General features: G+C 71.0%; 27 protein-coding genes. 19 read left to right on the plus strand and 8 right to left on the minus strand.

Annotation, left to right across the window (positions count from 1 at the left end; translation table 11 throughout):
* Positions 1 to 21 precede the first annotated feature (21 nt).
* The 7 genes from B2363_RS15755 to B2363_RS15785 all read left to right on the plus strand — a co-directional run bounded on the left by B2363_RS15755 (position 22) and on the right by B2363_RS15785 (position 5,516).
* Complete coding sequence (locus B2363_RS15755) at positions 22 to 723, plus strand: alpha/beta fold hydrolase (RefSeq protein ID WP_286931379.1); 702 nt, start codon at positions 22 to 24, stop codon at positions 721 to 723.
* Between the two features lie 80 nt (positions 724 to 803).
* Complete coding sequence (locus B2363_RS15760; protein ID WP_376785983.1) at positions 804 to 1,967, plus strand: acyl-CoA dehydrogenase family protein; 1,164 nt, start codon at positions 804 to 806, stop codon at positions 1,965 to 1,967.
* Between the two features lie 77 nt (positions 1,968 to 2,044).
* On the plus strand, positions 2,045 to 2,794 hold the full coding sequence (locus B2363_RS15765) for a phosphatase PAP2 family protein (RefSeq protein ID WP_181752651.1): 750 nt from the start codon (positions 2,045 to 2,047) through the stop codon (positions 2,792 to 2,794).
* 126 nt (positions 2,795 to 2,920) lie between these two features.
* Complete coding sequence (locus B2363_RS15770) at positions 2,921 to 3,814, plus strand: hypothetical protein (RefSeq protein ID WP_181752649.1); 894 nt, start codon at positions 2,921 to 2,923, stop codon at positions 3,812 to 3,814.
* Entirely contained in the window at positions 3,808 to 3,987 is a 180-nt protein-coding gene (locus B2363_RS15775; protein WP_181752647.1) for a hypothetical protein, read from the plus strand. Before B2363_RS15770 ends, B2363_RS15775 begins: the two co-directional genes overlap by 7 nt.
* A gap of 46 nt (positions 3,988 to 4,033) precedes the next feature.
* Positions 4,034 to 4,219 carry a hypothetical protein gene (locus B2363_RS15780; RefSeq protein WP_181752645.1) on the plus strand — a complete coding sequence of 62 codons (186 nt, stop codon included), beginning with the start codon at positions 4,034 to 4,036 and terminating at the stop codon, positions 4,217 to 4,219.
* Positions 4,220 to 4,328: 109 nt separating this feature from the next.
* On the plus strand, positions 4,329 to 5,516 hold the full coding sequence (locus B2363_RS15785) for a lipase family protein (protein ID WP_286931383.1): 1,188 nt from the start codon (positions 4,329 to 4,331) through the stop codon (positions 5,514 to 5,516).
* Positions 5,517 to 5,519: 3 nt separating this feature from the next.
* Here the strand turns inward: B2363_RS15785 and B2363_RS15790 are convergent, their stop codons facing one another.
* Positions 5,520 to 6,593 carry an LCP family protein gene (locus B2363_RS15790; protein WP_286931384.1) on the minus strand — a complete coding sequence of 358 codons (1,074 nt, stop codon included), beginning with the start codon at positions 6,591 to 6,593 and terminating at the stop codon, positions 5,520 to 5,522.
* A 118-nt stretch (positions 6,594 to 6,711) separates the two neighbouring features.
* Between B2363_RS15790 and B2363_RS15795 the strand changes: the two genes are divergently transcribed.
* Both B2363_RS15795 and B2363_RS15800 read left to right on the plus strand, forming a co-directional pair.
* Complete coding sequence (locus tag B2363_RS15795; protein ID WP_286931385.1) at positions 6,712 to 8,166, plus strand: LCP family protein; 1,455 nt, start codon at positions 6,712 to 6,714, stop codon at positions 8,164 to 8,166.
* Positions 8,167 to 8,258: 92 nt separating this feature from the next.
* Positions 8,259 to 9,704 carry an LCP family protein gene (locus B2363_RS15800; protein ID WP_286931386.1) on the plus strand — a complete coding sequence of 482 codons (1,446 nt, stop codon included), beginning with the start codon at positions 8,259 to 8,261 and terminating at the stop codon, positions 9,702 to 9,704.
* A 30-nt stretch (positions 9,705 to 9,734) separates the two neighbouring features.
* Here B2363_RS15800 and B2363_RS15805 read toward each other — a convergent pair whose 3' ends face one another.
* From B2363_RS15805 to B2363_RS15815, 3 genes are all read right to left on the minus strand, one after another.
* Positions 9,735 to 10,511, minus strand: coding sequence for an ABC transporter ATP-binding protein (locus B2363_RS15805; protein WP_286931388.1), 777 nt, complete (start codon positions 10,509 to 10,511; stop codon positions 9,735 to 9,737).
* Positions 10,495 to 11,358, minus strand: coding sequence for an ABC transporter permease (locus B2363_RS15810; RefSeq protein ID WP_181752633.1), 864 nt, complete (start codon positions 11,356 to 11,358; stop codon positions 10,495 to 10,497). Before B2363_RS15810 ends, B2363_RS15805 begins: the two co-directional genes overlap by 17 nt.
* Positions 11,359 to 11,446: 88 nt before the next feature.
* Positions 11,447 to 12,115, minus strand: a complete 669-nt coding sequence (locus tag B2363_RS15815) for a TIGR03089 family protein (protein WP_286931391.1) — start codon at positions 12,113 to 12,115, stop codon at positions 11,447 to 11,449.
* 103 nt (positions 12,116 to 12,218) lie between these two features.
* Between B2363_RS15815 and B2363_RS15820 the strand changes: the two genes are divergently transcribed.
* From B2363_RS15820 to B2363_RS15830, 3 genes are read left to right on the plus strand one after another with little or no spacing between them, the layout of a single operon-like run.
* Entirely contained in the window at positions 12,219 to 12,470 is a 252-nt protein-coding gene (locus B2363_RS15820) for a WhiB family transcriptional regulator (RefSeq protein ID WP_146828372.1), read from the plus strand.
* Between the two features lie 56 nt (positions 12,471 to 12,526).
* Positions 12,527 to 15,334, plus strand: coding sequence for a glycosyltransferase family 2 protein (locus B2363_RS15825; protein WP_286931396.1), 2,808 nt, complete (start codon positions 12,527 to 12,529; stop codon positions 15,332 to 15,334).
* Complete coding sequence (locus B2363_RS15830; protein ID WP_286931398.1) at positions 15,331 to 16,653, plus strand: DUF5719 family protein; 1,323 nt, start codon at positions 15,331 to 15,333, stop codon at positions 16,651 to 16,653. The genes B2363_RS15825 and B2363_RS15830 overlap by 4 nt, the downstream gene beginning before the upstream one ends.
* A 7-nt stretch (positions 16,654 to 16,660) precedes the next feature.
* Here the strand turns inward: B2363_RS15830 and B2363_RS15835 are convergent, their stop codons facing one another.
* Positions 16,661 to 17,113 carry a metallopeptidase family protein gene (locus B2363_RS15835; protein ID WP_286931401.1) on the minus strand — a complete coding sequence of 151 codons (453 nt, stop codon included), beginning with the start codon at positions 17,111 to 17,113 and terminating at the stop codon, positions 16,661 to 16,663.
* A gap of 49 nt (positions 17,114 to 17,162) precedes the next feature.
* Here B2363_RS15835 and B2363_RS15840 point away from each other — a divergent pair, with 49 nt between their 5' ends.
* The 5 genes from B2363_RS15840 to ettA all read left to right on the plus strand — a co-directional run bounded on the left by B2363_RS15840 (position 17,163) and on the right by ettA (position 22,894).
* The gene (locus tag B2363_RS15840) at positions 17,163 to 17,513 is read left to right on the plus strand and encodes a DUF3499 domain-containing protein (RefSeq protein ID WP_286931403.1); all 351 of its coding nucleotides are present in this window, start codon (positions 17,163 to 17,165) and stop codon (positions 17,511 to 17,513) included.
* Positions 17,510 to 17,686, plus strand: a complete 177-nt coding sequence (locus B2363_RS15845) for a Trm112 family protein (protein ID WP_181752621.1) — start codon at positions 17,510 to 17,512, stop codon at positions 17,684 to 17,686. The genes B2363_RS15840 and B2363_RS15845 overlap by 4 nt, the downstream gene beginning before the upstream one ends.
* 68 nt (positions 17,687 to 17,754) lie before the next feature.
* Complete coding sequence (locus tag B2363_RS15850; RefSeq protein ID WP_286931405.1) at positions 17,755 to 19,482, plus strand: dynamin family protein; 1,728 nt, start codon at positions 17,755 to 17,757, stop codon at positions 19,480 to 19,482.
* A gap of 79 nt (positions 19,483 to 19,561) precedes the next feature.
* Positions 19,562 to 21,160 carry a GTPase gene (locus B2363_RS15855; protein WP_286931407.1) on the plus strand — a complete coding sequence of 533 codons (1,599 nt, stop codon included), beginning with the start codon at positions 19,562 to 19,564 and terminating at the stop codon, positions 21,158 to 21,160.
* Positions 21,161 to 21,211: 51 nt separating this feature from the next.
* Positions 21,212 to 22,894 carry an energy-dependent translational throttle protein EttA gene (ettA, locus tag B2363_RS15860; RefSeq protein WP_286931409.1) on the plus strand — a complete coding sequence of 561 codons (1,683 nt, stop codon included), beginning with the start codon at positions 21,212 to 21,214 and terminating at the stop codon, positions 22,892 to 22,894.
* A gap of 54 nt (positions 22,895 to 22,948) precedes the next feature.
* Here the strand turns inward: ettA and B2363_RS15865 are convergent, their stop codons facing one another.
* The gene (locus B2363_RS15865) at positions 22,949 to 23,590 is read right to left on the minus strand and encodes a hypothetical protein (protein WP_286931411.1); all 642 of its coding nucleotides are present in this window, start codon (positions 23,588 to 23,590) and stop codon (positions 22,949 to 22,951) included.
* A gap of 55 nt (positions 23,591 to 23,645) precedes the next feature.
* Complete coding sequence (locus B2363_RS15870; protein WP_181752613.1) at positions 23,646 to 24,134, minus strand: MarR family winged helix-turn-helix transcriptional regulator; 489 nt, start codon at positions 24,132 to 24,134, stop codon at positions 23,646 to 23,648.
* 111 nt (positions 24,135 to 24,245) lie between these two features.
* Here B2363_RS15870 and B2363_RS15875 point away from each other — a divergent pair, with 111 nt between their 5' ends.
* Together B2363_RS15875 and B2363_RS15880 are read left to right on the plus strand one after the other, a co-directional pair.
* Positions 24,246 to 24,782, plus strand: a complete 537-nt coding sequence (locus B2363_RS15875) for a YceI family protein (RefSeq protein WP_078700156.1) — start codon at positions 24,246 to 24,248, stop codon at positions 24,780 to 24,782.
* Between the two features lie 228 nt (positions 24,783 to 25,010).
* The gene (locus tag B2363_RS15880; RefSeq protein ID WP_286931420.1) at positions 25,011 to 26,213 is read left to right on the plus strand and encodes an MFS transporter; all 1,203 of its coding nucleotides are present in this window, start codon (positions 25,011 to 25,013) and stop codon (positions 26,211 to 26,213) included.
* Between the two features lie 16 nt (positions 26,214 to 26,229).
* On the opposite strand, the gene B2363_RS15885 is transcribed toward B2363_RS15880, so the two are convergent.
* Positions 26,230 to 26,835 carry a TetR/AcrR family transcriptional regulator gene (locus tag B2363_RS15885; protein ID WP_206679940.1) on the minus strand — a complete coding sequence of 202 codons (606 nt, stop codon included), beginning with the start codon at positions 26,833 to 26,835 and terminating at the stop codon, positions 26,230 to 26,232.
* Positions 26,836 to 26,886 lie beyond the last annotated feature (51 nt).

The raw sequence follows: 26,886 nt of genomic DNA on the forward strand, positions 1-26,886 counted from the left end.
GCGAGCGCGTATCGTCCGAGCATGGACATCGTTCTCGTCCCGGGGTTCTGGCTCGATGCCTCCTCGTGGGACGCGGTCACGCCCCAGCTCGTCGAGGCCGGCCACCGCGTCCACCCGCTGACGCTTCCCGGGCTGGAGTCCCGGGACGCTCCTCGTACCGGCATCGGCCTGCGCGACCACGTCGACTTCGTCGCCGCGCAGGTCGACGCGCTCGACGGTGACGTGGTGCTCGTCGGGCACTCCGGCGGTGGCGCCGTGATCCACGGCGTGGCCGACGTCCGCCCCGACCGGCTCGCGCGGAACGTCTACGTCGACTCAGGTCCGCCGTCCGAGGGTCAGGCGATCAACGAGGAGCTCCCGGCCGACGGCGACGACATCCCGCTGCCGCCGTGGGACGAGTTCATGGAGATGGACCTGGTCGACCTCGACGAGCAGCTCCGCGCCGACTTCATCGCTCGGGCGATTCCCCAGCCGAAGGGCGTCGCCACCGAGGGCATCACCCTGACCGACGACCGGCGACTCGAGGTCCCGGCCACGGTCATCTGCTGCGAGTTCCCCTCGCAGGTGCTGCGCGACGCGATCGAGGCCGGCGAGCCGTGGGTCGGCGAGCTCGCCCGGGTGCGCGACGTCGAGTACGTCGACCTCCCCACGGGTCACTGGCCGCAGTTCACCAAGCCCGTCGAGCTCGGCCGGCTCATCGTGGAGGCACTGGAACGGCACTGACTTCCCCGGGGCCCGAGGGCACCGGGGGCCCGGCGTAGGATGCGCGGAGTTCCTACCTTTTCCATGTCCGGGAGTTGAGCGTGTCCGATTTCTTCGCGTTGTCCGAGGAGCACCAGGCGATCCGCGAGGCGGTGCGTGCCGTGGCCGAGGCGAAGATCGCCCCCTACGCCGCCGACGTCGACGAGGCGCCGCGCTTCCCGAGCGAGGCGAACGCGGCGCTCATCGCGGCCGACTTCCACGCGCCGCACGTGCCCGAGCAGTACGGCGGCGCCGGTGCCGACGCGCTGGCCACCGTCCTGGTCATCGAGGAGGTCGCCCGCGTGTGCGTCTCCAGCTCGCTGATCCCCGCGGTCAACAAGCTCGGATCGCTCCCGGTGCAGATCGGCGGCAACGAGGAGATCAAGGCCAAGTACCTGGGCAAGCTCGCGCGCGGCGAGGGCCTCTTCAGCTACTGCCTGTCCGAGCCGGAGGCCGGCTCCGACGCGGCCAATCAGAAGACCACGGCCAAGCGCGACGGCGACGACTGGATCATCAACGGCACGAAGCGCTGGATCACCAACGCGGGCGAGTCCGAGTACTACACCGTCCTGACGCAGACCGATCCGTCCAAGCGCACGAAGGGCATCACCGCGTTCGTCGTGGAGAAGTCCGACGAGGGCGTCTCGTTCGGCGCGCCGGAGAAGAAGCTCGGCATCAAGGGCTCGCCCACCCGCGAGGTCTACTTCGACAACGTGCGGATCCCCGGCGACCGGATCATCGGCGAGGTCGGCGAGGGCTTCGCGATCGCCATGAAGACGCTCGACCACACCCGCGTCACGATCGCCGCGCAGGCCGTGGGCGTGGCCCAGGGCGCGCTCGACTACGCGCTGGGCTACATCCAGGAGCGCAAGCAGTTCGGCACGCCGATCGCCGACTTCCAGGGCCTGCAGTTCATGGTCGCCGACATGGGCATGAAGATCGAGGCCGCGCGACAGCTCACGTACGCGGCCGCCGGTCGGTCCGAGCGCGGCGACAAGGACCTCACGTTCTTCGGCGCTGCGGCGAAGGCCTTCGCCTCCGACACAGCGATGCAGGTGACCACCGACGCCGTCCAGCTGCTCGGCGGCTACGGGTTCACGCGCGACTACCCGGTCGAGCGGATGATGCGCGACGCGAAGATCACCCAGATCTACGAGGGCACGAACCAGGTGCAGCGCATCGTGATGGCGCGCCAGCTACTGGCCGGCATCCAGTCCACGCTCTGATCGGCTCCTCTGGATCAGGGTGATCCCCGGGGCGTCTAGGGGTGTTCCTACCGGGTGTGGTTTGAGAGTCTGGGTCAATGGCCCTCTCCCGGCGTTCCGAGGTGGTCGTGCGCGTGCGCGACTGGTCCCTCATGGCCGCCTTCGAGCTGGTCCTGCTAGCAGCGGTGTACCTCCTCTACCGCACGGGACGACTGCTGTCGATGGACGCCGAGGCGACCGCGCTGGCGAACGCCCACGCGGTGAACGGGGTGGAGCGCGCGCTCCGGCTGCCGAGTGAGGCGTGGATCCAGGACCTCGTGCCGACGGTGGACCTGCTCCAGCTGGCCAACACGTACTACGTCGCGGTGCACTTCCCCGTGACGGTGGCCTTCCTCGTCTGGGGCTTCCTGCGTCGGCCGGAGGTGGAGTACCGCTGGGCGCGCAACCTGATCATCCTGCAGACGGCGGTCGCCGTCGTGCTGCACATCGCGTTCCCCCTGGCGCCGCCGCGGATGTTCCCCGCGCTGGGTTATACCGACACGATGACGGTCTACGGCCCGTCCGCCTACGACGGCGCGAGCGGCGCGGTGGCGAACCAGTTCGCGGCGATGCCGAGCCTCCACGTGGGATGGGCCGTGCTGATCGCCGTGGTCGTGGCGCGCACGGCCGGCGGGCCGGTGCGGCAGTTGGCGATCTGGCACGCCGTGATCACCATCGTGGTGGTCACGGTCACCGCGAACCACTGGTTCATGGACGGCATCATCGCCGGCGTGATCCTGCTCGGCGCGCTGCGGCTCTTCCCCGGGCCCGGGGTGTCGCGGGTGCGCTGGCTGCAGCGCGTGACCTGAGCTCGTCCTGTCCCCGGCCCGTGCGAATCGGTGCCTGTGGATCGGTGCTTGACGCGGCCCATCGAGCACAATAAGTTGTGCTTCGATCGTTCAACCGGGCTTGCCCATCATCGAATCGGGGGATTCATGCACATCGTCAGTCGGACCTTCGCGGTCGTGGCCACCACGGCCGCTCTCACACTCTCAGCCCTGCCACCGACACAGGCCGGTGAGCGCGCCACCGTCGAGGACCGCCTCGGCCAGATCGCCCTGGTCGAGGACGCCGTCCCGCTCGCGGAGTCGCCCACAGGGGCGGTGAGGCGGGGCCGGGTGCCGATCGAGACAGCGGGTGGTGCGTCCGTCGCGCTGCAGCTGCCGGCCTCCGGCACGGCGACCAGGGTCGACGGTCGCTTCCACCTGTCCGCGTCCCGCGACGCGAGCCTCGCGGTCGCGCCCACGGCCACGGGCACCCAAGTGCTGATCGGGATCGACTCGGCGGCCGCTCCGGCCACCTACGACTTCGGGCTCCGCGGCGACGTCTCCCCGCGGCCGGCGCCCGACGGCGGGATCGACCTCATCGGCAAGGACGGGGTCGTGGTGGCGCAGGTCGAGCGTCCGTGGGCCGTCGACGCGAGGGGGCGTCACGTCCCCACGCGCTACGAGCTGCGCGGCAGCACCGTCCGCCAGGTCGTCGAGCACCGCACCCGAGACGTCGCGTACCCGGTGGTCGCCGACCCGAAGGTGAAGTTCTGCAGTCTGGGCACCGCAGTCTGCGTGAAGTTCGGCAAGAAGGACACGGCGAGGATCGCCAAGGCCATGAGCTCCTCGATCGGCGCCGGCATCAGCACGCTGTGCGGGAAGGTGCCTGCTTCGAGCCCGCCGGGCCTGGCGGCGCGCGCCGTGTGCGCCGTGGCCGTCAACCTGTACTTCAACAAGCTGCGCAGCGCCTTCAAGAAGGCCGCGAAGGCGAAGAAGTGCGCCGAGGCGAAGTTCCGCGTCATCGGTCCGGCCCTCGTCACTGCCAAGGTGGTCTCGTGCTGAAGATCCTTGGCGGATACCTGGTCATCGCGGCCGCTCTGGGCGCCTCCGTTCTCCTCTTCACCGAACGGGAGGCGGCCGACTGGAGCCTCGCGTTCGCCTGCCTGGTCGGCGTCGGCATCGGCGACCTGCTGTTCGGTGCGTTGCGACGCCGCAAGGCGAGGAAGTCGACGTGAGCCTCCGTCGCCCGGGCAGGGTGAGCCGAGTGAGGGAGGAGGATTGATGAGGACTTCCGTCGCGCTGGTCTTCGCCCTCGGCCTGTACTGGATGGGACTCAACCAGGGAGCCGAGTCCCCGGACTCGAACGTCAGGGACTTCGTCCCGGTGGCGGTCGTGCTGGTGGCTGCGGCCGTGACGTGGGAGATCGTGGCGCGGGCCGTGCGAGCGCGACGGGCCGACGCCCCGTGAGCGGGGCGCCTCGTGGGCGGGACGGTGTCGGGAGTTGGCACCGGCCCGCCCGCGGGGTGGTCCCCTCGATCGGGCCCGCGTGTGCGGCTCGCGCCCGTACGATGACGGCGTGATTCGTCGATTCGGCTCGGTCCTCGCCGGTGCCGCCCTGCTCCTGTCGGCCGCGGCGTGCACGAGCGAGGAGGAGCCGCTCGCGGCGCCGGCCGACGCGGCGTTCTACACCCCGCCCACCGACCTCTCCTCGTACACGCACGGCGACCTCATCTGGTCGCGCGAGCTCGAGGGCGCGATGGGACTGGAGCAGGCCGACGTCCAGCTGGTCCTCTACGCGCAGCAGGGGGTGGAGGGCGACACCGTGGCCACCTCGGGCTTCGTCGCGATCCCCGAGGGACCCGCCCCGCAGGGTGGCTGGCCCGTCGTCACGTGGGCCCACGGCACCACGGGCATCGCCGACCAGTGCGCCCCCACGCGCGCCGACTCCTCGATCGCCGACCCCGCCGCGATCGGCACCTCGACCACCCGGCTCCAGCGCTGGATCGACACCGGCCACGTGGTCGTGGCCACCGACTACGAGGGTCTCGGCACCCCCGGTGACCACCCGTACCTGATCGGCGCGTCCCAGGGCCGCGCCGTGCTCGACATCGTGCGCGCTGCCCGCCAGCTGGACGCCGACGTCAGTGAGCGCGTCATGACGGCCGGCCACTCGCAGGGAGGGCATGCGGCCCTGTGGGCCAGCTCGATGGCGCCGCACTACGCCCGCGAGCTCGACGTGGTTGGCACGCTGGCCTTCGCGCCGCCGTCGCACATGTCGCTGGCCGCGGAGGTGGGCCTGTCCGGCGAGGTCGACGTGCCGGCCGCGCTCGTCGCGATGATCCTGCGCGGGCTCGAGGTGGCCTACCCCGGCCAGATCCCGGTCGGCAAGCTGCTGAACGACAAGGGCGTCGCCCTCTACCCCCGCGTGAGCAAGGACTGCCTCGTCGACCTGCTCGCCGCGGACCGCTTCGGCGTCGCGCCCATGACGAGGTTCGCTGCCAGGAACGCCGATGCCGATCTCATCCGGGGCCAGCTCGACGCCAATGACCCCAGCTTCCCCGAGATCCGCGGGCCGATCCTCGTCGTCCAGGGCACGGCCGACAGCGTCGTGCCGCAGGTCCTGACCGACTCCCTGGCCAAGGCCTACCGCGCACGCGGGCTCGACCTGACGTACCGCCGGTACCGCGGAGCCGAGCACACCGATGTGATCGACCGCTCGGCCAAGCACGTCGCCGCGTTCACCGAGACGGCGTTCGCGGGCTGAGCCTCAGCTCCGCAGGCCGTCCTTGGTGCACAGGTCGCCCAGCTCGTCGGTGGTGCCGTTCTTGAGGTGACCGAAGTACTCCACGGCTCGCTCGCGGTCCCACTGCACCGACATGTCCGCGATGGGCACGGTGCAGCTGCGCCCGTCGCCGCCCATGGCCTTGCCGAGCTTCCACGCGAAGCGGGCGAACGAGAACATCGACACGTCGTCGCCCACGGCGATCGACTCGGCCGTGGTGGTGGCCACCCGGGTGAACGTCCAGGGGTTCAGCACGGTGGCGGGGGACAGGGCCGCGTCGCCGATCGCGCCGATCACCTCGCGCTGGTTCTGGCCACGGGCGATGTCGCCGCTCGCGAACGCCTTGCGGGAGCGGGAGTACGCCAGGGCGGTCTTGCCGTCGACCTCCTGGCAGCCCTTCTTGATGTCGAGCTTCGCGTCCTTGTCCTTGATGTCGTCCTTCGGGCAGACCTCGATGCCGCCCAGGGCGTCGACGACGTCCTCGAGGCCCGTGAAGCCGATCTCGGTGTACCCGTCGACCCGCAGGCCGGTCTCGCTCTCGATGGTCTCGACCAGCAGCGGCGGGCCGCCGAAGGCATAGGCCGCGTTGATCTTCGTGCGGCCGTGCCCGGGGATGTCGACGATCGAGTCGCGAGGGATCGAGGTCAGCACGGACGGTCCGCCACCGCCGTAGGTCAGCAGCAGGATCGTGTCGGTGCGACCACGGGACTTGTCCTTGGGGCGCTTGTCGGTTCCGGCCAGCAGCCACGTGGTGGCCTCGTCCTGCGGGCGCTCGCCGTCGGGGGTGGCATCGACCTTCGTGACCTTCGACCACGCGACCAACGGGACGATCACCAGGAAGGCGATCCAGGCCACGAGGATCAGCCACAGCAGGCGCAGCCGGCCGCGGGGCTTGGGCTCCTTCGGGGGCTCCGCCCCGCGCTTGCCGGACCCGGGCGGAGGCAGGTTCGGCGGAGGCACCGCGGAGCCGGAGGCCGACGGGCGCGACGCGGGTCGACCGGACTCGTCCTGGTACAGCCAGTCGTATCCGTCCGGATCCTTGGGACCTGAGGGGGGCATGGGGTGAAGGTACCGCGTGGCGCCACGTGGCGATTCCCTCGGCCGGGCATCGGCGCGTCCTCCCGGGGATGGCCCGGGCGCGCTTGATACTGAGGAAACCTACGGACACTTCCCCACCGTGAGGACACCGATGCACCACGACCGCACGAGCGCCCTGGGCGGCACCTACGCCGACCCGGCGAGCGCCACCGCCAGGATCCGATTCCGGCGCGCCCTGACCCTCGCCGCGATGACCCTGGTGATGCCCGGCTCCGCCCAGCTCGTCCAGGGCAACAAGCGCGTCGGCCGGATCGCGATCAGGATCTGGCTCGCTGTGCTGGCCGTCCTCGTGATCGGCGTCGCGCTCGCGATGACGGACCGCCAGTTCGTCTTCTCGCTGGCCACCAACGCCGCGCTGCTGAGCCTGGGCCGCTGGCTGCTCGTGGCACTCGCGATCGGCTGGGTCGCGCTGATCGTCGACGCGTGGCGACTGGGTCGCCCCCGCGAGCTCGCGCGCCAGCACCTGGCGATCTCCACGGCCTTCCACGCCGCGCTCGTCGTCGGCACGGCCGCCGTGCTGTTCTTCGCGTCGCACACCGTGTCGGTCATGAACGGCTTCACCGACACCGTCTTCGCCTCCAACACCGTCTCCAAGCCGCACGACGGCCGCTACAACGTGCTGCTCATGGGCACCGACTCGGGCAAGGACCGCTCCGGGATGCGCCCCGACTCGATCAACGTCGCCAGCATCGACGCCGAGACGGGCAAGGCCGTGCTCATCGGCCTGCCGCGCAACCTGGAGAACGTCCCCTTCCCGAAGGGCTCGCCGATGCGCCAGGAGTTCCCGAACGGGTTCGACTGCGACGGCTGCTACCTCAACGCCGTGAACACGTGGGCGAACGACCACGCCGACCTGTTCGACTCGAAGGAGCCGGGCATCGACGCCACGATGGACGCCGTCGAGACGATCACGGGCCTGAAGCTCAACTACTACGCGCTGGTGAACATGAAGGGCTTCTCCAAGCTCATCGACGCGGTCGGCGGCGTGGAGATCAACGTGCGCGAGCGCACCGCCATCGGCGGCATCGGCTCGCCGATCCGCGGGTACATCGAGGCGGGGGAGCAGAAGCTGTCGGGCGACAAGGCCCTCTGGTACGCCCGGTCCCGCGTGGAGAACGACGACTGGTCGCGGATGGGCCGCCAGAAGTGCGTCATGAACGCGATGGTGCGCCAGCTCAACCCGCAGAAGGTCATCACGAACATGCAGGACATCGCCACCTCCAGCTCGGCGATGCTGCACACGAGCATCCCGCGCCAGGACCTCAGCGTCTTCATGGATCTCGCGCTCAAGACGAAGTCCCAGCCGATCTCGTCGGTCTCGCTGGTACCGCCGGTGATCTACACGGGCAACCCCGACTACGACAAGGTCCGCCGCCTCGTCTCGGACGCCGTGGGCAGCTCCGAGGCCCGCGAAGAGGTCCAGAAGTCGGCCCTCGTCACGGCGAAGCTGCCCCCGATCGAGGTCGGCGGCGAGGCGACGAAGAAGGACCCGCGCAAGGCGAACCGCAGCGCCGATCTCGACGCGAGCTGCTGACCCCACCCCACGATGTCCCGTCATTGGGAACCGGAGGGTTTAATGGGGCGTCGGTCGCACGCAGGCGACCGGTCGGCAGGAGAGGGAACGGCGTGAGCGCTCTGGGAACACGACCCACCCGGGTCGCGCAGCGGGGTGGGCTGCGCCGTGCGCTGCTGCTGATCCTGGGCACCGTGGTGTGGCCGGGCATCGCCCAGTTCCTCGCCGGCGCCCGCCGCCTGGGCGCGGTCGTGATGATCCTGTGGGTCGCCGCGATCACCGCCGGGCTCGTGATGTGGTTCCGGTTCCGCCCCGACCGCGCGCAGGTCATCGACTGGCTCACCGATCCGTCGGTGCTGCAGGTGGCCCGCGTCGCCGGCCTCGTCCTGGCGATCGGGTGGATGTTCCTGTTCGTCGACGCGTGGCGCCTCGCGCTCGTCCGCAGCCTCGGCTGGTGGCGCCTCGGGGTGATCTCGGTCATCAACGTCACGATCGTCGCGCTGGTCACCTCGACCACCTACCTGGGCTGGAACACCGTGACCGCGTCGAAGGACGTCGTCGAGCAGGTCTTCCACGAGACCGAGGTGAAGTCGCCCCTCCAGGGCCGCTACAACATCCTGCTGCTCGGCGCCGACTCCGGCGACGACCGCACCGGTCTGCGCCCCGACTCGATCAACCTCGTCAGCATCGACGCCGAGACCGGCGTGCCCGTGATGGTGTCGCTGCCGCGCAACCTGCAGAACGTGCCGTTCCCGGAGGGCTCCCCGATGCGGGCGGTCTACCCCTACGGCTACAACTGCGGGTCCGAGTGCCTGCTGAACGCCGTGCACACGGCCGCGTCCGGCCGTCCCGACCTCTACCCCAAGAGCAAGGACCCGGGACTGGACGCCACGCTCGAGGCCGTCGAGGGCGTCACCGGGCTCAAGGTCAACTACTACGTGCTCGTGAACATGAAGGGCTTCTCCAGCCTCGTGGACGCCACCGGCGGCGTGACGATGGACATCAAGGAGCCCATCGCGATGTTCGGCAAGGACGACGCCTGGAAGCAGGTGTACATCCAGCCCGGCAAGCAGAAGCTCAACGGCAAGGAGGCGCTCTGGTACGGGCGCAGCCGCGTGCAGTCCGACGACTACACGCGCATGGGCCGCCAGAAGTGCCTCATGCAGGCGATGCTCGAGCAGCTGAGTCCCGAGCAGGTCGTGCTCAACGCGGGCAAGATCGCCACGAGCTCGGCCCAGATGCTCAGCACCGACATCCCCGCCTCGGAGCTGGGCGCCTTCGGCGATCTGGCCCTCAAGGCCAAGGATCGCCAGATCGCCACCCTCTCGGTGGTGCCGCCGGAGTACTCCACGGTCACGCCGAACTTCGAGCAGATCCGCGCCGACGTGGCGAAGCTGGTGGCCAAGAGCGAGCGCCAGCAGAAGAAGCAGGCCCAGCAGTCGTCGCCGACGACGGCCACGCCGGCCACCGAGGCGACGACAGCGGCTCCGACCACCGAGCCGACCACGAAGTCGCCGACCGAGGCCAACAACACCGAGGACCTCGCCGCGTCCTGCTGACGCACTCGCGGTGAGCGCGCGGGGGCTGGGTCAGCGGGTTTCTTCGTAGGCGGCGATGACCTCGTCGGGGTCGCCGTCCATCATCAGCTCGCCCTTCTCGATCCAGATCACGCGGTTGCACGTGTCGCGGATCGACTGCATCGAGTGGCTCACCAGGAATACCGTGCCCGCGTTGTCGCGGATCTCGCGGATGCGCTGCTCGCTGCGCTTGCGGAACTTTCGGTCGCCCACGGCCAGCGCCTCGTCGACGATGAGGATCTCGTGATTGCGGATCGTGGCGATCGCGAACTTCAGGCGGGCGGTCATGCCCGAGGAGTACGTGCGCATGGGCAGGTCGATGAAGGGGCGGATGCCGGCGAAGTCGACGATCTCCTCGTAGCGCTCCTCGATCTCGGCCTTGGAGAAGCCCAGGGCCAGGCCACCCAGGATGACGTTGCGCTGCCCGGACAGGGGCTTGATGAGGGCCGCCCCCACGCCGAGCATGCTCGGGCGCGAGCTGGCGTAGATGGCGCCGCGCGTGGCGGGGGTGAGTCCGGTGATGGCGCGCATCAGGGTGGACTTGCCCGAGCCGTTGGAGCCGATCACGCCGATGCTGTCGTTCTCGTACGCGGTGAACGAGATGCCCTTGAGGGCGTGCACGGTGCGGGTGCGCTTGGCGCGGCGCAGCAGCCCGCCGCGGTCGGCATCGGTGGCGCGCTTGCCGGTGGCGAAGACGCGGTACTCGACGTGCAGGTCCTGCACGACGACGACGGGACGACGCTCCTCGTCGGTGCCGGAGGTCTCGGGGGACTCAGTCGACGCGACCATAGCGCTCCTCCGCGGCCCAGAAGAAGACCGTGCCGATCACCAGCAGGCCGATCGACCAGACGGCGATGATGGGCCAGAACTGCATCCGCACGTCGTACAGCGGGTCCGAGTCCAGCAGCAGCTCGCGCGAGAGGCTCAGGAAGGCGTAGAGCGGCTGGTACTGGACGACGTCCAGCAGCCAGGGGTTGCCCTCGAAGCGGATGTCGAAGCTGAAGAAGATGCCGGTCGTGTAGAAGAAGAACCGCGTGATGAACGGGAGCAGGTTCGACAGGTCCGGCAGGTGGACGGTGAGCCGCGCGGTGATGAGGGCGACGCCGAGGCAGAACAGGAAGTACAGGGCCGTCAGCGGAAGCATCAGCAGCCAGTTCCACGTGGGCAGGTGACCCATGACGACCAGGAAGATCATCAGCAGCCCGATCGTGGGCACCAGCTGCAGGAACTTCTGCACGACCACCGAGATCGGCAGTGCCATCCGTGGGAACGCGAGGCTCTGCACGAGCGCCTGGTTCGACGTGATCGACTTCGACCCGCTGCCCATGCAGGCGGAGAAGAACTCGAACATGAACACGCCGATGATCAGGAACGCCACGAAGTCCGGGACGGACTTCGTGCTGGCCATCAGGATGCCGAAGACGATGCCGAAGACGGCGGCGTTGAGGATCGGCTTGAGGACGATCCACAGCATGCCCAGGCGCTGGCGCTGGTTCTCGGCCTCGATGCGGAACTTCGCCAGCGAGACGATGAAGTCCTTGCGTTGCGCGACGCCCCGCAGATATTCCGACAGCGGGGGTCGGCCGCCCACCCGGGTCAGGCCGTGGGCCTGCGGGTCGTCGACCGTTGGGGTCATGCGTGGTTCCTGTCGTGATGAGTCGCGGGCATCGGCGGGCGGCCCGGATGCCCCGTCGAGTCTAGGGCACCGACCATCGCCGTCCGGGTCACCGTCCCTCCTCGCCGAGCCGCGCGTGCTCCTGCGCCGCGATGCGCGCGAGGTCGTCGGGTCCGCCGCCGGCGACCATCACGAGCGAGCCGCCTCCCGCGAGCGCCGCCGCGAGGTCGGCGGCGTCGGCGGCGACCGGCTGCGGCTCGCGCACGATCCGGTCGGCGAGACGGGGACCCGCGAGCAGCTCGGCGTGCGTCGCCGTGCGCGCGCCGAGGTCGAGCGCGAGGTCGTCCGGCGCCGGCGGGTCGAGGTCGATGAAGACGTCGGGGCTCGACGGGACGTGGACCGCGACGTCGAGGAAGCCGTCCGGCTCGGTGGGGAACCGGCCCCCGAGGGGACGCAGGGAGGCGGCGAGCCGCACGGGCTCGGCGGCCTCGAGGTCGGGTCCGGCCAGGCCGATGTCGGCGGCGTCGTCGGTCACGACCGCGCCGACCCGCCAGGCGCCCAGGATCCACACGTAGCGCAGCCAGTGACTCGGCAGGCCGATCCGGATCCGGGTGCCGCGCCCGGCGTCGAGCTCGTCGACGAGGAAGTTGGCGACCTTGGCGACCCAGTTGGCCAGCGTCACCCCGCTGAGCTCCACGCGCTCGCCCGTGCCGACGTCGTAGTACGTCACCACGGGGGTGGGGGTGGGGCGAAGTACGGTGGCGAGAGTCGTGGTCACGCCTCGACGCTAGCGCGGTCCCTGGAGCCGCGACACGCCGAGGAATGCCTGACATTTGCTATTCGGCTTGACGTTTGGCAGGCAGACGTCTGTAATTACAGACATGTCATTAGTCGGTTGGATCGAGGGCGACGACCCCGAGCTCATGTGGCAGGAGCGCGCGCTGTGCGCTCAGACCGACCCCGAGTCGTTCTTCCCCGAGAAGGGCGGCTCCACGCGGGAGGCCAAGCGTGTGTGCCTGAGCTGCGACGTCAAGGGTGAGTGCCTGGAGTACGCACTGGCCCACGACGAGCGCTTCGGCATCTGGGGTGGACTGTCCGAGCGAGAGCGTCGCAAGCTCAAGAAGCGCGCCTGATCGAGAGCGCTCCTTCGACACCTGGTGGTTCGAGGCAACCGCCTAGGGTGGCGATCATGCACGACGACGAGCCTCTGGACGAGCCGGTCGCGGCGTGGCGTTCGCGCCCCCCGACCGTGGTCGCCGTCCTCGTCGCCCACCGCGGCTCGCGGTGGCTGCCCCAGACCCTGGCCTCGCTCGACCGGCTGCACCACCGTCCCGACCACCTCGTGCTGGTCCATGACGACAGCGACCCCGCCACCCGCGATCTCCTGACCGGCCACGCCGGCGCGAGCCGGATCGTGCAGGCACCGCCGCGGCTCGGCTTCGGCGGGCAGGTCGCTGCCGCGCTCGAGGCCGAGACCGAGGCCTACGACTGGATCTGGCTGCTGCACGACGACCAGATCTGCGATCCCGACGCTCTCTCCGGACTCCTCGACGAGGCCACCGCCGATCCCGGCATCGGCGTCGTCGGCCCGAAGGTGCGGGAGTGGCCCTCGCTGAAGCGCCTGCTGGAGGTCGGTCTCACCGTCACCGGCACCGGCCAGCGCGAGACCATGCTCGAGTCCGGCGAGCCCGACGCGGGTCAGCACGACCGCGCGCGCGACGTCCTCGCGGTGGGCTCGGCCGGCATGCTCGTGCGGCGCGACGTCTGGGAGAGCCTCGGCGGCACCGACCCCCGGCTCCCGCTGTTCTTCGACGACATCGACTTCGGCTGGCGCGCGAACCGCGCCGGCTACCGCGTGCGCACCGCGCCGCGAGCGATCGTGTTCCACGCCGAGGCCAGCAGCAACAAGCGGCGCGTCCGGCGCAAGGGCGTCCGCGAGCACGCGGGCGAGCGCCGCGCCGCTGCGCTGCACACGATGCTGGCCAACAGCGACGCGCTGCGGTTCCTCCCCATGAGCATCCGCCTGTTCGTCGGCTCACTGCTGCGGTTCCTCGGCTTCGTCGTCGGCAAGGACCTGCGGTCGGCGCGCGGCGAGATCATGGCGATGGTCACGGTGTTCGCGAACCCGGGTCCCATGATCGCCGCCCGCCGCCGCCGCAAGCCGCTGGTCCGGCGCTCCAACCGCGAGCTCGGCGACCTGTTCGCACCCTTCTGGATGCCCTACCAGCACGGCCTCGACCTCGCCGCCTCCACGATGCAGGCGGTCGTGCGGCCCGAGTCCGTCGAGTCGCTCGGGCTGCGCACGATCGGCGTCCCGGAGGACGACGAGGAGGATCCGGTCGTCGTCGACCAGCCGCCGTGGTGGCGCCGCCGTCCGTGGCTGACCTGGGTCATCGTGCTCCTCGTCGGCTCGCTCGTCGCCGCTCGGTCCGTCGCCGCCGGCCAGCTGTTCAGCCCGGTCCTGCCCGCCTCCCCTGACTCGATCACGGCGTGGTGGGGCCTGCTGTTCGAGCGCTCGCACGCGGTCGGCCTCGGCAGCGCCGACGTCGCGCCCGCCTACGTGGTCCCGCTCGCCGCGGTCGGTCTGCTCGCGTGGTTCGCCCCCGGGGCGATCCCGTGGATCCTCACCGTCCTGGCAGTGCCGTTCGCGGCCCTGACCGCCCACCGCTTCGGCCGTCTCGTCAGCGACGACCGCGGGGTGCGCATGACGTGGGCCGTCTCCTACGGCCTCGTCGTCGCCGTCACCGGCGCGGTCTCCGGCGGCCGTCTCGGCACGGTCATCGTGCTCGTGGTGGCTCCGCTGTTCGCCAACGTCCTGCTGCGGCTCGTGCTCGAGCCGACGTGGACCCGAGCGGTGCTCGTCGGGCTGTGGATCGCGCTCGTCGCCGCGTTCGCGCCCGTCGCGTGGGCGCTCGGGATCGTGGCGCTCGTGGTCAGCGCCCTGCTGGTGCGTCCCGCCGCGCGGTACCTCGCGCTCAGCGCCGTCGTGGGCACCGCGCTGCTCGGACCGTGGCTCCTCGACCGCGTCCTCTCGGGGCGCATCTGGTGGGAGGCCGGCAACCCCGTCGACGCGCCCGCCTCCGCGTGGGACGTCGTCACCGGAACGGGCGGCGGACCCGGGGCCGCGCCGTGGTGGATCGCGGTGCCGCTGCTGGTGCTGGCCGTCGCCGCGCTCGTGCCCGAGGCCACCCGTCGTTCGGTCACGGGCGCCTGGATCGTCGCGGTCGTCGGCCTGGCCGCCGGACTGCTCGCGTCCGTATCGACCTACGTGCCCTTCCCCGGTGCACCCGCGGTGCGGGCCTGGGCCGGGCTGGGTGCCGGGCTGTGGCTGGGCGGCCTGCTCACCGCCGTGCTCTTCGCGTGGCCCGTCCTGCGCACCCGGCGCCACCGCCGCTGGCGGCGCCCCGCGATCGCCCTGCTCGCCGCGTTCCCGATCCTGGCCGGCAGCTGGCTCGTCGTCCGGGGGATCGACGACCCGCTCGAGTCCGGCGACGCCCGGGTGGTGCCGGCCTTCCTGGCGGCCCGTCCCGGAACGACGGTCGTCCTCACCGGCGACTCCGAGTCCGGCATCGTCGCCGACGCGGTCGTCGGCCCCGGCCCCTACCTCGGCGCGGAGGCACTGCGCACCACCGCCGAACGTGAGGAGCGGCTGCACGACACGGTCGTCTCGCTCGTCACGACGCCCACGCGCGACGACGTCGACGAGCTGGCCCGGCTCGGGGTCGACAGCATCTACGCGCCCGACGTGGACCTGGACCTCGCGCGCCGCATCGACGCCGCCCCCGGACTGGCCCCGAAGGGCAGCGACTCGCCCGACTCGCGGGTGTGGTCGGTGACCTCCGACGTGGAGGCCGAGCCGGCACCCGAGGCAGGTCCCGCCCGCCCGTGGCTCGCGGGGCTGTGGGTCCTGGCGTGGCTCGGCGCGTTCGTGGGTGCCCTGCCGGTGCGCCGCACCGTGGCCTCCGCGCCCTCGCCCGACGAGGAGGACGACGCATGACCACGCGATTCCCCGTGCGCTACATCCTTCCCGTGATCGCGCTCCTGCTCGTCGGAGCGGTCTGGTTCGTGCCCGAGCCGGAGCCGCCCGTCGTCGCCGGGGGCAGCCAGACCGTGGAGGTGCGCCAGACCGTCTGGGCCTGCCCCGTGCAGTCGGGCTGGACCGTGGCCGCCGGCCAGGTCGCGCCCGGCACCGAGGCCGTGGCCCGGCCCATCCCGAAGGAGGCGGCCGCCGACCCCGTGTGGGCGCAGGCCGATCGCTGGCGCACGGCCGAGCCGGGCGGTGACGCCCTCGTGCTCGAGCAGTCCGGCGAGGGCTCCGGCTCGGTCGGCTACGTCGCCGGAACCACGCGGGGCGACGCCGTGCTCGGCTCGTGCCCGCCGGTGGTCGACGAGGCCTGGTTCACCGGACTCGGCGACCGAGGACGGTCCGGCGCGACGATCACGCTGGTCAACCTCGGCGAGAACCGCGCCGTCGCCGACCTGACGTGGTGGGGCACCAACGGCCCGATCCAGTCGCTCGACACCTCGGGCCTCGTCGTCGAGGCCGGGGAGCGGCGGGAGATCGAGGTCGACCAGGTCGCCGCGGGCGAGGGAGCCGTCGCGGCCCACGTGTCCCGCCGGCGGGGCTCGCTCACGGCCATGGCCCTCGACGCGGGTCCGGGCGGTGCCGACCTCCTCACGCCGGCACCCGGTCCCGCCACCGAGCAGGTCCTGGCCGGTCTGCCCGAGGGCGACGGCACGCGCCTCGCGCTGGTCAACCCCGGCACCTCCACGGCCCACGTCGCCGTCGCGGTGCGCGGCCCGGAGGGATCCTTCGCGGCCCAGGGGCTGGAGGACGTGGCGGTCGAGCCCGAGTCGACGCGGGTGGTGGCGATCCCCGGTTCGGTCGATCTCGAGCGCGCCTCGCTGTCGATCACGTCCGACCTCCCCGTGGTGGCCTCGGCGACGGTCGAGACCGACGGCGACGTCGCGCGGATCGCGCCGGCTCCCTCGCTCGCCGGGCCCGCGATCGTGCCCGTCCGGCTCGGGGGCACCGCGGTGCGGACCGTGCTGACGAGCAAGGAGGCGGCCGAGGTCGAGGTGGAGGCGTTCTCGGCCTCGATGGAGTCGCTCGGCACGAGCCAGGTGGTGCTCCAGGCCGGTGCCTCGGCGCTCGTCCCGGCGCCCGAGGGCCGACCGGCCTACCTCGTGCTGACGCCCAAGAAGGGTCAGCAGGTGATGGCCGGGGCGTGGCAGGCCGACGGCGACAGCGTGGCCGCCACGGCGGTGCGCCCGGCGCCCGTCTCGGTGGTCGCCCCGGGCGTCTCGGTGCGCTGAGCGCCGCTCAGGGGCGCGGGTCGAGGTCCTCGGGGTCGTGGTGCCAGACCTCGCCGAGCCGCGTCAGCAGGACGGTCCAGACCATCTCCTCGAGATCGGCGGCGGTGCGGGAGCGGCCGACCACGGGGAGCCGGTAGATCACGATGCGGAAGCCACCGGGGGCCGTGTTCACGATGCTGCGCGGCACCGGCTCGTCCCAGCCGGGCGGCAGCAGCGGAGCCTCCTCGACGACGACCTCGACGTGGTCGGGCTCGCGCGCGAAGTGGTGGTCGAGCCGGGTGAGCACCTCGGCGACGAGGTCGTCGAAGGCCTCGCGGGGGTTGCGGTGGGCCGGCGCCCCGCGCGGCGAGAGAGGGCCGGGCAGCGACATCACGCCCCGCGGACCGCGGCCGCGACGGTCGCGCGCCCGGCCGGGGCGGGGACCGTGGACCTCGGGTGCGGGTCCGGGTTCGCTGGCCATCCGGTGAGCCTACTGCCGGCGGCTGGGCCGGCGGGCTAACCTCGCCCTCGTGGGACTGCAACGTCGATGCTCGCGCGCAGGCTGCCCGAACTCCGCGGTGGCCACCTTGACGTACGTGTACGCCGACTCGGTGGCCGTGCTCGGTCCGCTGGCGACCTACGCCGAGCCCCATGCGTACGACCTGTGCTCGCGACACGCCGAGCGTCTCTCCGCGCCGCAGGGGTGGAGCGTCGTCCGGCTGGCCCCGGAGTTCACCGAGCCCGAGCCCACGCACGACGACCTGGTCGCACTCGCCGAGGCCGTCCGCGAGGCCGGGCGCCCGGCCCCCGAGCACACCCCCGACGAGGCGTCGCCCGTGCTGCGCCTGGTGCGCGAGGACTCGGCTACGGTGGTCCCGTGAACCTCGATCCAGCCCTCGTCGAGATCCTGGTGTGCCCGCAGTGCCGCTCCGGCCTGTTCGTGGACGCCCAGGCCGACGAGCTCGTGTGCAACGGATGCGCCCTCGCGTACCCGGTCCGCCGCGACGTCCCGGTCATGCTGGTCGACGAGGCGCGTCCGCTCGACGTCTCCTGATCTGTGTCGCAAGTGTCGAATGGGACGCCCGGGGGCGTCGACTCGACTACCATTCGTAGTGATCTGAGATGACTGAGCCGACCGCAATTCCCCAGCGCGAGGCCATGGTCGAGAACGGTTTGCTCCAGGGCCTGTCGGCGTTGGCGTCGGCCGTTGTCTCCATGCCCTTGGAACTCGAGGTGCCCGGCGTCGAGCGCGACCGGGCGCTGCAACGAGAGATCGCCGAGCAACTCGGCGACTACGTCGTACCCCGGCTCGAGCACATCGGTGCGCCGCTGCTGGTCGTCGTGGGCGGTTCCACCGGTGCCGGCAAGTCCACCCTGGTCAACTCCATCGTCGGCCGGCGCGTCTCCGCGACGGGCGTCCTGCGCCCCACCACCCGCACCCCGGTGCTGGTCCACCACCCCGCCGACACCGAGTGGTTCCGGTCGGGTCGGATCCTTCCCGAGGTCGTCCGCACCGGCTCGAACAGCCGTCGCGCCAACACGATCCGCCAGATCGCCAGCTCCACCCTGTGGCCGGGCGTGGCCGTGCTCGACGCCCCCGACTTCGACTCGATCGACGAGACCAACCGCGACATGGCCGAGCAGCTGCTGGGTGCCGCCGACCTGTGGCTCTTCGTCACGTCGGCGGCGCGCTACGCCGACCAGGTCCCGTGGGACTACCTGCGCCGGGCCGCCGACCGGAGCGCCTCGATCGCCGTGGTGCTGGACCGCACGTCGCCGGAGGCGCTCGTCGAGGTGCGCCGTCACCTCGCGCGGATGCTCAGCGAGCACGGTCTGGCCGACGTCGCGCTGTTCTCGGTGCCCGAGTCCACGCCCGACGCCGAGGGCGTCCTGCCGCCCGGTGACGTCGCCCCGGTCGTCTCGTGGCTGCGCGCGCTCGCCGACGACGAGGCCCAGCGCCGCGAGATCGTCCTCAAGACGCTGCAGGGAGCGATCCTGCACGACATCGAGTCCTCCCGCGTGCTCGAGACGGCCCTCACGCGCCAGGTCGACGCGGCCGCGCAGCTGCGTAAGGACGTCGAGTCGGTCTACCTGGCCTCGCACGCCGACCTGATGACCGCCGCCACCGACGGCTCGATGCTGCGGGGCGAGGTGCTGGCCCGCTGGCAGGACTTCGTCGGCTCCGGCGAGATCTTCCGCAAGCTCGAGCGCACCGTCGGCACGTGGCGCGACCGGATCTTCCGGCGCAAGCCCACCACGCCGGAGGAGGTCGAGGAGGCCGCCATCTCGGGCCTGCACCTGCTGATCCTCGATCGCGCCGAGCGTGCGGCCGAGGAGGTCGCGCGCGCGTGGGACGCCTCCGAGGCCGGGCACGTCCTGCTCGACAGCCAGCGCGGCCTCGACCGCGCCTCCCGCGACGTGCGGGTCCGTGCCGAGCGCATCGCGCGCGAGTGGCGCGAAGCGGTGTTCGAGCTCGTGGCCGAGCAGGGAGCCGACAAGAAGTCCAAGGCCCGCGCGCTGTCGCTCGGCGTCAACGCCACGGGCGTCACGCTCATGGTCGTGGTCTTCGCCGGCACCGCCGGGCTCACCGGCGCCGAGATCGGCATCGCGGGCGGCACGGCCGCGGCCGGACAGGCCGTGCTCAACGCCGTCTTCGGCGACCAGGCCGTCCGTGCGCTGGCCGAGCAGGCCGGGCGCGACCTCTCCCGTCGACTGGAGGACCTCTTGGAGTCCGAGGCCGAGCGCTACCTCGACCTGCTGCCCGACCCCGACGCCCTCGAGGCCGCGCACTGGCGCCTCCAGTCGGCGGTCGACGCGGTCGATGCCCCCCGGGGGAGGAGGAGCCGATGAGCGAGCGCCAGCGAGCGAACCATTCCGGATCACCAATCGCGACACCGGCCTATCCTGCACTTTCCGAGGCGGTGGCGCGATGAGCGCGCTCGACGAGCGGGTGACCGCGCTGAAGTCGGCGATCGAGGCCGCCGGTGACGTGATCGATCCAGCCCTCGCGGGTCCGGCCGAGGCCACGTTCACGCACGCCCAGGAGCGTCTCGACCTGTCGACCCAGCACACGGTCGTCGTGCTCGCGGGCTCCACCGGCTCGGGCAAGTCCTCGCTGTTCAACCGCCTGGCGGGGCTCGAGCTGGCCGAGGTCGGCTACCTGCGGCCCACCACCTCCACCCCCTTGGCCTGCGCGTGGGGGCCGGCCGGCGCCACCGAGCTGCTCGACTGGATCGGCGTCGCCCGTCGCGACCAGATCACCCGTCGCAGCGTGCTCGACGCCCCGCGCGACGACGCCTTCGAGGGGCTCGTGCTGCTCGACCTGCCCGACCACGACTCGGTCGTCGCCGCCAACCAAGAGGTCGTCGACCACGTCGCGCGCTACGCCGACCTGTTCGTGTGGGTCCTCGATCCTCAGAAGTACGCCGACGCCGCGATCCACGCCCGCTACATCACGCCGCTGGCCACGCACGCGGACGCCTCGCTGGTGGTGCTGAACCAGGCCGACCGGCTGAACGAGACCGACCTGAAGATGGCCATGGACGACCTCGAGCTGATCCTCGAGCGTGAGGGCTTCGCGGGCGTTCCCGTCATCGCCACGAGTGCCGTCACCGGCGCCGGTCTGCCCGAGCTGCGGGCCGAGATCGGTCGGCGCATCAAGTCCAAGCGGGCCTCGCAGGCGCGCCTCGTCGGCGACGTCCGGCAGGTCGCCCGGCGGCTGGCCGAGGCCGGGGGAGTCGAGCCGGTGCCCGGTCTCGAGCGCCCCGTCCGCGACTCCCTGGTCGAGACGTTCGTCGCCTGTGCCGGCGTGCCGCAGATCGCCGACGCCGTGGAGGACTCGATGGCCCGCCGTGCCGTCGTCGCCACCGACTGGCCGCTGATCGGCTGGGTGGGACGGCTGCGGCACGACCCGCTGCGCGAGCTCGGCTTCGGCCGCTCGGCACGCGACGCGGTCGCCGACACCATGCCCATCTCGCCGTCGGTGCAGCGCGCCCGCGCCGACCTGGCGCTGCGCGAGGCCACCGAGGTGGCCACCGAGGGGATGTCGCGCCCCTGGCGCGCCTCGGTGATCGACGCGATCGTGGGCGAGGGTGCCCGCGACGTGATCGACGAGCTCGACGAGGCCGTGGCCGGGGTCGACCTGGGCATCAAGCGCCAGCCGCTGTGGTGGACCGCCGTCGGCGCCCTCCAGTGGTTCACGTTCCTCGCCGTCATCGCCGGAGCGGCCTGGGCCGTGGCCGCGATCTTCGGCCTGGTGGAGCCCGACCCGTGGGAGGGCGCACCGCGGCCCCTCGGCCTGAGCCTGCCGCTGCTGCTGGTCGCCGGGGGACTGCTGTTCGGGGTGATCCTGACACTGGTCTCGCGCTGGCTGGGCGGGGTGGGCGCGCGCCGGGCCGGTGCGCGGGCCGAGAAGAAGCTCACCGAGGCGATCAACCGCACCACCGAGCGCATCGTCGTCGCGCGGCTGCGCAGCGAACTCGACCGGTACGACCGCTGGCGCAACGGCCTGGCCACCGCCGGCCGCTGACCGCTGCCGGTCGGCCGGGGTGCCGGTGTTCTCGCTACGCTGGGGGACATCATGGCTGACTACGTTCTCTCTCTGCGCAACGTCCGCAAGGCCCACGGCGACAAGGTCGTCCTCGACGACGTCACCCTCTCGTTCCTTCACGGGGCGAAGATCGGTGTCGTGGGTCCCAACGGCATGGGCAAGTCCACCCTGCTCAAGCTGATGGCCGGCCTCGACCAGCCCAACAACGGCGACCTCGTGCGCGACCCCGACGCCTCGGTCGGCATGCTCCAGCAGGAGCCGCCGCTCACCGAGGGCAAGACGGTCCTCGAGAACGTCGAGGAGGCCGTGTCCGACATCAAGGGCAAGATGAAGCGCCTCGAGGAGGCGTACGCCGAGATGGGCGAGCCCGACGCCGACTACGACGCCCTCATGGCCGAGACCGGTGACCTGCAGACGTACCTGGACAACACGAACGCGTGGGACATCGACAGCCGCCTCGAGCAGGCCATGGACGCGCTGCGCTGCCCGCCCACCGACGCGATCGTCGACAACCTCTCCGGTGGTGAGCGCCGCCGCGTCGCGCTGTGCAAGCTGCTGCTCCAGCAGCCCGACCTGCTGCTGCTCGACGAGCCCACCAACCACCTGGACGCCGAGAGCGTGCAGTGGCTCGAGGGTCACCTGAAGAGCTACCCCGGCGCCGTGCTGGCCGTGACCCACGACCGGTACTTCCTCGACAACGTCGCCGAGTGGATCGCCGAGGTCGACCGCGGCCAGATCCACGGCTACGAGGGCAACTACTCGACCTACCTCGAGACGAAGAAGGACCGCCTCAAGATCGAGGGCCAGAAGGACGCCAAGCGCGCCAAGATGCTCGAGCGCGAGCTCGAGTGGGTCCGCTCGAACGCCAAGGGCCGCCAGACGAAGAGCAAGTCGCGTCTGGCCCGCTACGAGGAGCTCGCCGCCGAGGCGGAGAAGGCGCGCAAGATCGACACGACCGACATCAACATCCCGGCGGGTCCGCGCCTGGGCGACGTGGTGCTGGACGCGCGGGACCTGACCAAGGGCTTCGAGGACCGGATCCTGTGGGACGACATCAGCTTCACGCTGCCGCGCGCCGGCATCGTGGGCGTCGTCGGCCCCAACGGCGTCGGCAAGACCACGCTGTTCCGGATGATCACCGGCAACGAGGAGCCCGACTCGGGCGAGCTCGAGGTCGGCAAGACGGTGCAGATCAGCTACGTCGACCAGAACCGCGCGAACATCGACCCGAGCAAGAACGTCTGGGAGGTCGTCTCGGAGGGCCTGGACTTCATCAAGGTCGCGAACTTCGAGATGAACAGCCGCGCCTACGTGGCGTCGTTCGGCTTCAAGGGCTCGGACCAGCAGAAGAAGGCCGGCGTGCTCTCCGGTGGTGAGCGCAACCGCCTGAACCTGGCGCTGACGCTCAAGCAGGGCGGCAACATGCTGCTGCTCGACGAGCCCACCAACGACCTCGACGTCGAGACCCTGTCGTCCCTCGAGGACGCGTTGCTGGACTTCCCCGGCTGCGCCGTGGTCACCTCGCACGACCGCTGGTTCCTCGACCGCATCGCCACGCACATCCTGGCGTGGGAGGGCACCGAGGAGAACCCGGGCCACTGGTTCTGGTTCGAGGGCAACTTCGCGTCCTACGAGGCGAACAAGATCGAGCGCCTCGGCGAGGAGGCGGCCCGTCCGCACCGCGTCACGCACCGCCGCCTGACGCGCGACTGACCGACCACGCATGCGGCCCCGGAGAATCACCGGGGCCGCACCTGTTCGGAGCGGTCAGGACGCGTCGACCGTGTCGTCGCACTCGGTCCCGTCGGCGACCTTGAGGCCGACGCCGTGTCCCGTTGCGCGGACCGTGTGGCTGAGTCCGAGCACCTGGATCGTGGCGATGGGCGAGTTCGCCACCCCTCCCTCGCCGGGAGAGTTGCAGGTGCCGTTGAACCTGGCACGCACGGCGAAGTGCTCGCTCTCGCCCGCTTCGATCGCGCCAAAGCCCACCGTGTCGAACACGGCATCGAGCTTGCCTCCGTAGGCATCCGGGACGAGCTCCGGGCCGCCCTGGACGGCCCACGACAGGCTCGCGCCCATGCCGCTCTCGGGGCCGAGCAGAGGCCACTCCAGGCGCTCCACCTCGATCGCGACGTCGGCGGAGCTGACGACCTGCGTCCGCAGGACGCAGTCGAGTCGTTGATCCATCCAGACTGCCTGGCTCGCATCGGTCCGGTCTTGAGGATCCGTGTCAGCTTGCAGCCGTTCACCGGCAGGGACGATCGACTCGGGGTCCGCGCATTCGACCAGCTCGGTGGAGGAGACGCCAACCATGGAGGCCTGCCACGCCGAAGCCCCCACCCAAGCCGCCACCCCCAGAACGGCCACCACGGCGACGACGATGGACCACCGGCTGAGGGTCGCGCTCATGGGTGAACGGTAGGGCTCATGGAGAGCCTTGGTCCGGGAAACGGGCGAAGGCGACCTAGAAGACGCGGCCGCCGATCGCGTCCTGGATCGCGTCCATCACGCGCTTGGTGGCCGCGAGGTCCTCGTCGGAGCACTGGTCGATCAGGTACTCGCGTACGCCACGCACGTGGGTGTGGGCCGCGGTGGCGAGCAGCTCGAACCCCTTGTCGGTGAGCACGGCGGTGACGCCGCGGCCGTCGGTGCCGCACTGGATGCGCAGGACGATGCCGTCGCGCTCGAGCCGGCTGATCGTGTGGGTGATGCGGCTGCGCGAGTGCGACAGCGCCGCGGCGAGGTCGGCCATCCGGATCGACCGGTCGGGTGCCTCGGAGAGCCGCACGAGGATCTCGTACTCCGACATCGAGAGGCCGTGCTCGGTGCGCAGGTCGCGGTCGAGGCGGTCCATCAGCACGGTCGTGCCGCCCAGGAACGAGCGCCACGCGCTCTGTTGGGTCTCGTCGAGCCAGCGCGTGTCGTTGACGGTGGCGATGGGCAGATCACTCATGTGAACTAGTTTACATCTTCAACGACTTGATTGAAAGTTCAATCATGCTGTAGAGTCAAACTTGTTGAACGATCAACAGCATGATCGAACCCACAGACTTCAGGAGAATTCATGAGCGACATCACCACGGGCACCTGGCAGCTGGACCCCACGCACACGGAGATCGGCTTCACCGTGCGCCACATCATGAGCAAGGTGCGTGGCAAGTTCGAGAAGTTCGAGGGCACCATCGTCACCGGCGAGGACGTCACAGCGTCCACCGCGACCGCGACGATCGATCTCTCCTCGATCAACACCGGCACCGCCGACCGTGACAACCACCTGCGCTCGGGTGACTTCTTCAACGTCGAGAGCACCCCGACGATGACGTTCGTCTCCACCGGCGTCGTGCGCAAGGGCGACACCGACTTCGTCGTCACCGGCGACCTGACCATCAAGGACGTCACCAAGCCCGTCGAGCTCGCGGTCGAGTTCCTCGGCGAGGGCAAGGATCCGTGGGGCGGCACGCGCATCGGCGTCGAGGCCACCGGTCAGATCAGCCGCAAGGAGTTCGGCATCGACTTCAACATCCCGCTCGAGGGCGACAAGGTCATGATCGGCGACAAGATCTCGCTGCAGATCAACGCCGAGGCGGTCCTGCAGGCCTGACCTGCACCCAGTCCGAAAGGGCCCGCGACGCATCCCCCCGGCGTCGCGGGCCCTTTCTTCGTGCCCGGAAGACGTCCAAGTTGAAACGGAACTCAAGTATGGTGATCCCGACCGACGGGTGACGTGGCTCACCCGGTCGTGGAAACGATGCCTTCAGGAGGAGTGCCAGGTGACGATCATGCGGTCACCCGTGCTCCTCGGGAGATGCACCGGACGACCGAGGTCGTCATGACCGAGGTGCGTGGCCCGGGGCCCGCCCAGATCCTCGGACTGCCGACTGCCGCCGTCCGGACGCTGGTGCTCGGCTTCCTGGCGAGGGTCCCGGCCGGCGCGCTCGGACTGGTGATGGTGCTGCACGGCCTCAGCCTGGGCCTCAGCTACACGGTGAGCGGGCTGATGGCGGCCGCGTTCGCGCTCGGGATGGCCGTCGGGGCGCCGGTCGTCGGTCGAAGCATCGACCGGTGGGGCCAGCCGGTGCCGCTGTCGATGGTCAGCGTGGTGGCCGTGACGATGATGATCGGGCTGGCCGCCCTGCCACACGGCAGCGGTCCCGCGGTGCCGGTGGCCCTGGCGGCGGCCACGGGCCTGGCCCAGCCACCTCTGGCCGTCTGCGCTCGGGCGATCTGGAATGAGCGCCTGGGGCCGGTGGACCTGAGCCGGATGCTGTCCCTGGACGCCTCGCTGCAGGAGATCACCTACATCCTCGGACCCTTGACGGTGGTGACCTGGGCGACGGTGCGAGGGACGGACGAAGCCCTGATCCTGGCGGCCGGCCTGATCCTGGTGCTCACCGCGGTGTTCGCCCTGACCCCGGAGTCCCGTGCGGCCTCCCGACGGTCCAGCCGCCCGGTGATGGGAACCCCGAGCCGTTTCCCGGCGACGGTGTGGATCCTCGTCGCCGTGACGTTCACGGTGGGGATCGCGATCGGGATCCTCGAGGTCGCGGTGGTGCGCCGTTCCGCGCAGCTCGACGCCTCGCACCTGATCGGTGTCTTCTACGGGCTGTGGTCCGCGGGGAGCCTCGCCGGCGGGCTCATCAACCTGCGTGCCGGGGGAGGGAGCCGTCTCACCCGGCGCCTGACGCTGTTCCTGGCCGCATTGGCGCTCACGCACCTGGTCGTCGCGGCGGCGACCACTCCACTCACCCTGGGCCTGGCTCTCGTGCTCGCGGGCCTCCCGGCGGCGCCGATGTTCGCCGCGTTCTACGAGCTCCTGGGGAGGGCGGCTCCGGAGGGCCGGGTCACGGAGGTCTTCGCCTGGGGGTCCACCGGGGGTTTGGCGGGGGTGGCGCTCGGGACGGCCACGGGCGGATTCCTCGCCGACGTGATCAGCAGCCGCGGGAACATCGTGGTCTGCGCGGCCGTCCTGGGTCTGGCCTCGGTCGTGGCGCTCGCCTGCCGGGCCCCCTTGGGGGCCATCGAGCGTCGTTGACGCTTCGGCGGAGCGGTCAGGCCGCGGCGCCGACCATCCGCAGGGCCAGGTCGCCGTGGAGCGAGGCGATCTCGTCAGGGGTCGTGGCGCCGCTCGGGTGGTACCAGCGCACGAGGTCGATGCTGAGCGACAGCAGCGCCAGCGCGGTGCCCTTCGCGTCCGAGACCGTCATGGTGCCGGCCTCGACGCCGGCCTCCAGCGCATCGCGCATGAGCGCCTCGATCGCCCGGCGGTACTCCGCGATCTCGGCCCGGTGCTCGGGCGTCAGCGCGTCGAACTCGTACTGCACGATGCGACCGACGCGGCTGTTCACGGCGTGCCACCGGCTGAACTCGGCCACCATGTTCCGGACCTGCTCGACCGGGTCGGGGGAGGACTGGGAGGCCTTCTCGATGATCTGGACCGCCGAGCGGTGCCCCCGCCGGGAGATCTCGAACAGCAGATCCTCCTTGGTCGCGTGGTGCACGTAGACGGCCGCGGGGCTCATCCCCGCGCGCGAGGCGATGTCGCGCGTCGTCGTGCCGGCGAATCCGGAGGTGGCGAAGGCCTCGACGGCCGCATCCAGCAGGCGCTCGCGCGTCGAGGCGGAGCGGTCGCGACCGGTCGCCGAGTCGGTGGTCATGGTGGACAGCATGACGCAGGAATGACAGACTAAGCAAGCGCTTAGTCATTG

Source organism: Aeromicrobium sp. UBA7512 (assembly GCF_002476985.1).
In the GTDB taxonomy this organism is placed as follows: domain Bacteria; phylum Actinomycetota; class Actinomycetes; order Propionibacteriales; family Nocardioidaceae; genus Aeromicrobium; species Aeromicrobium phoceense.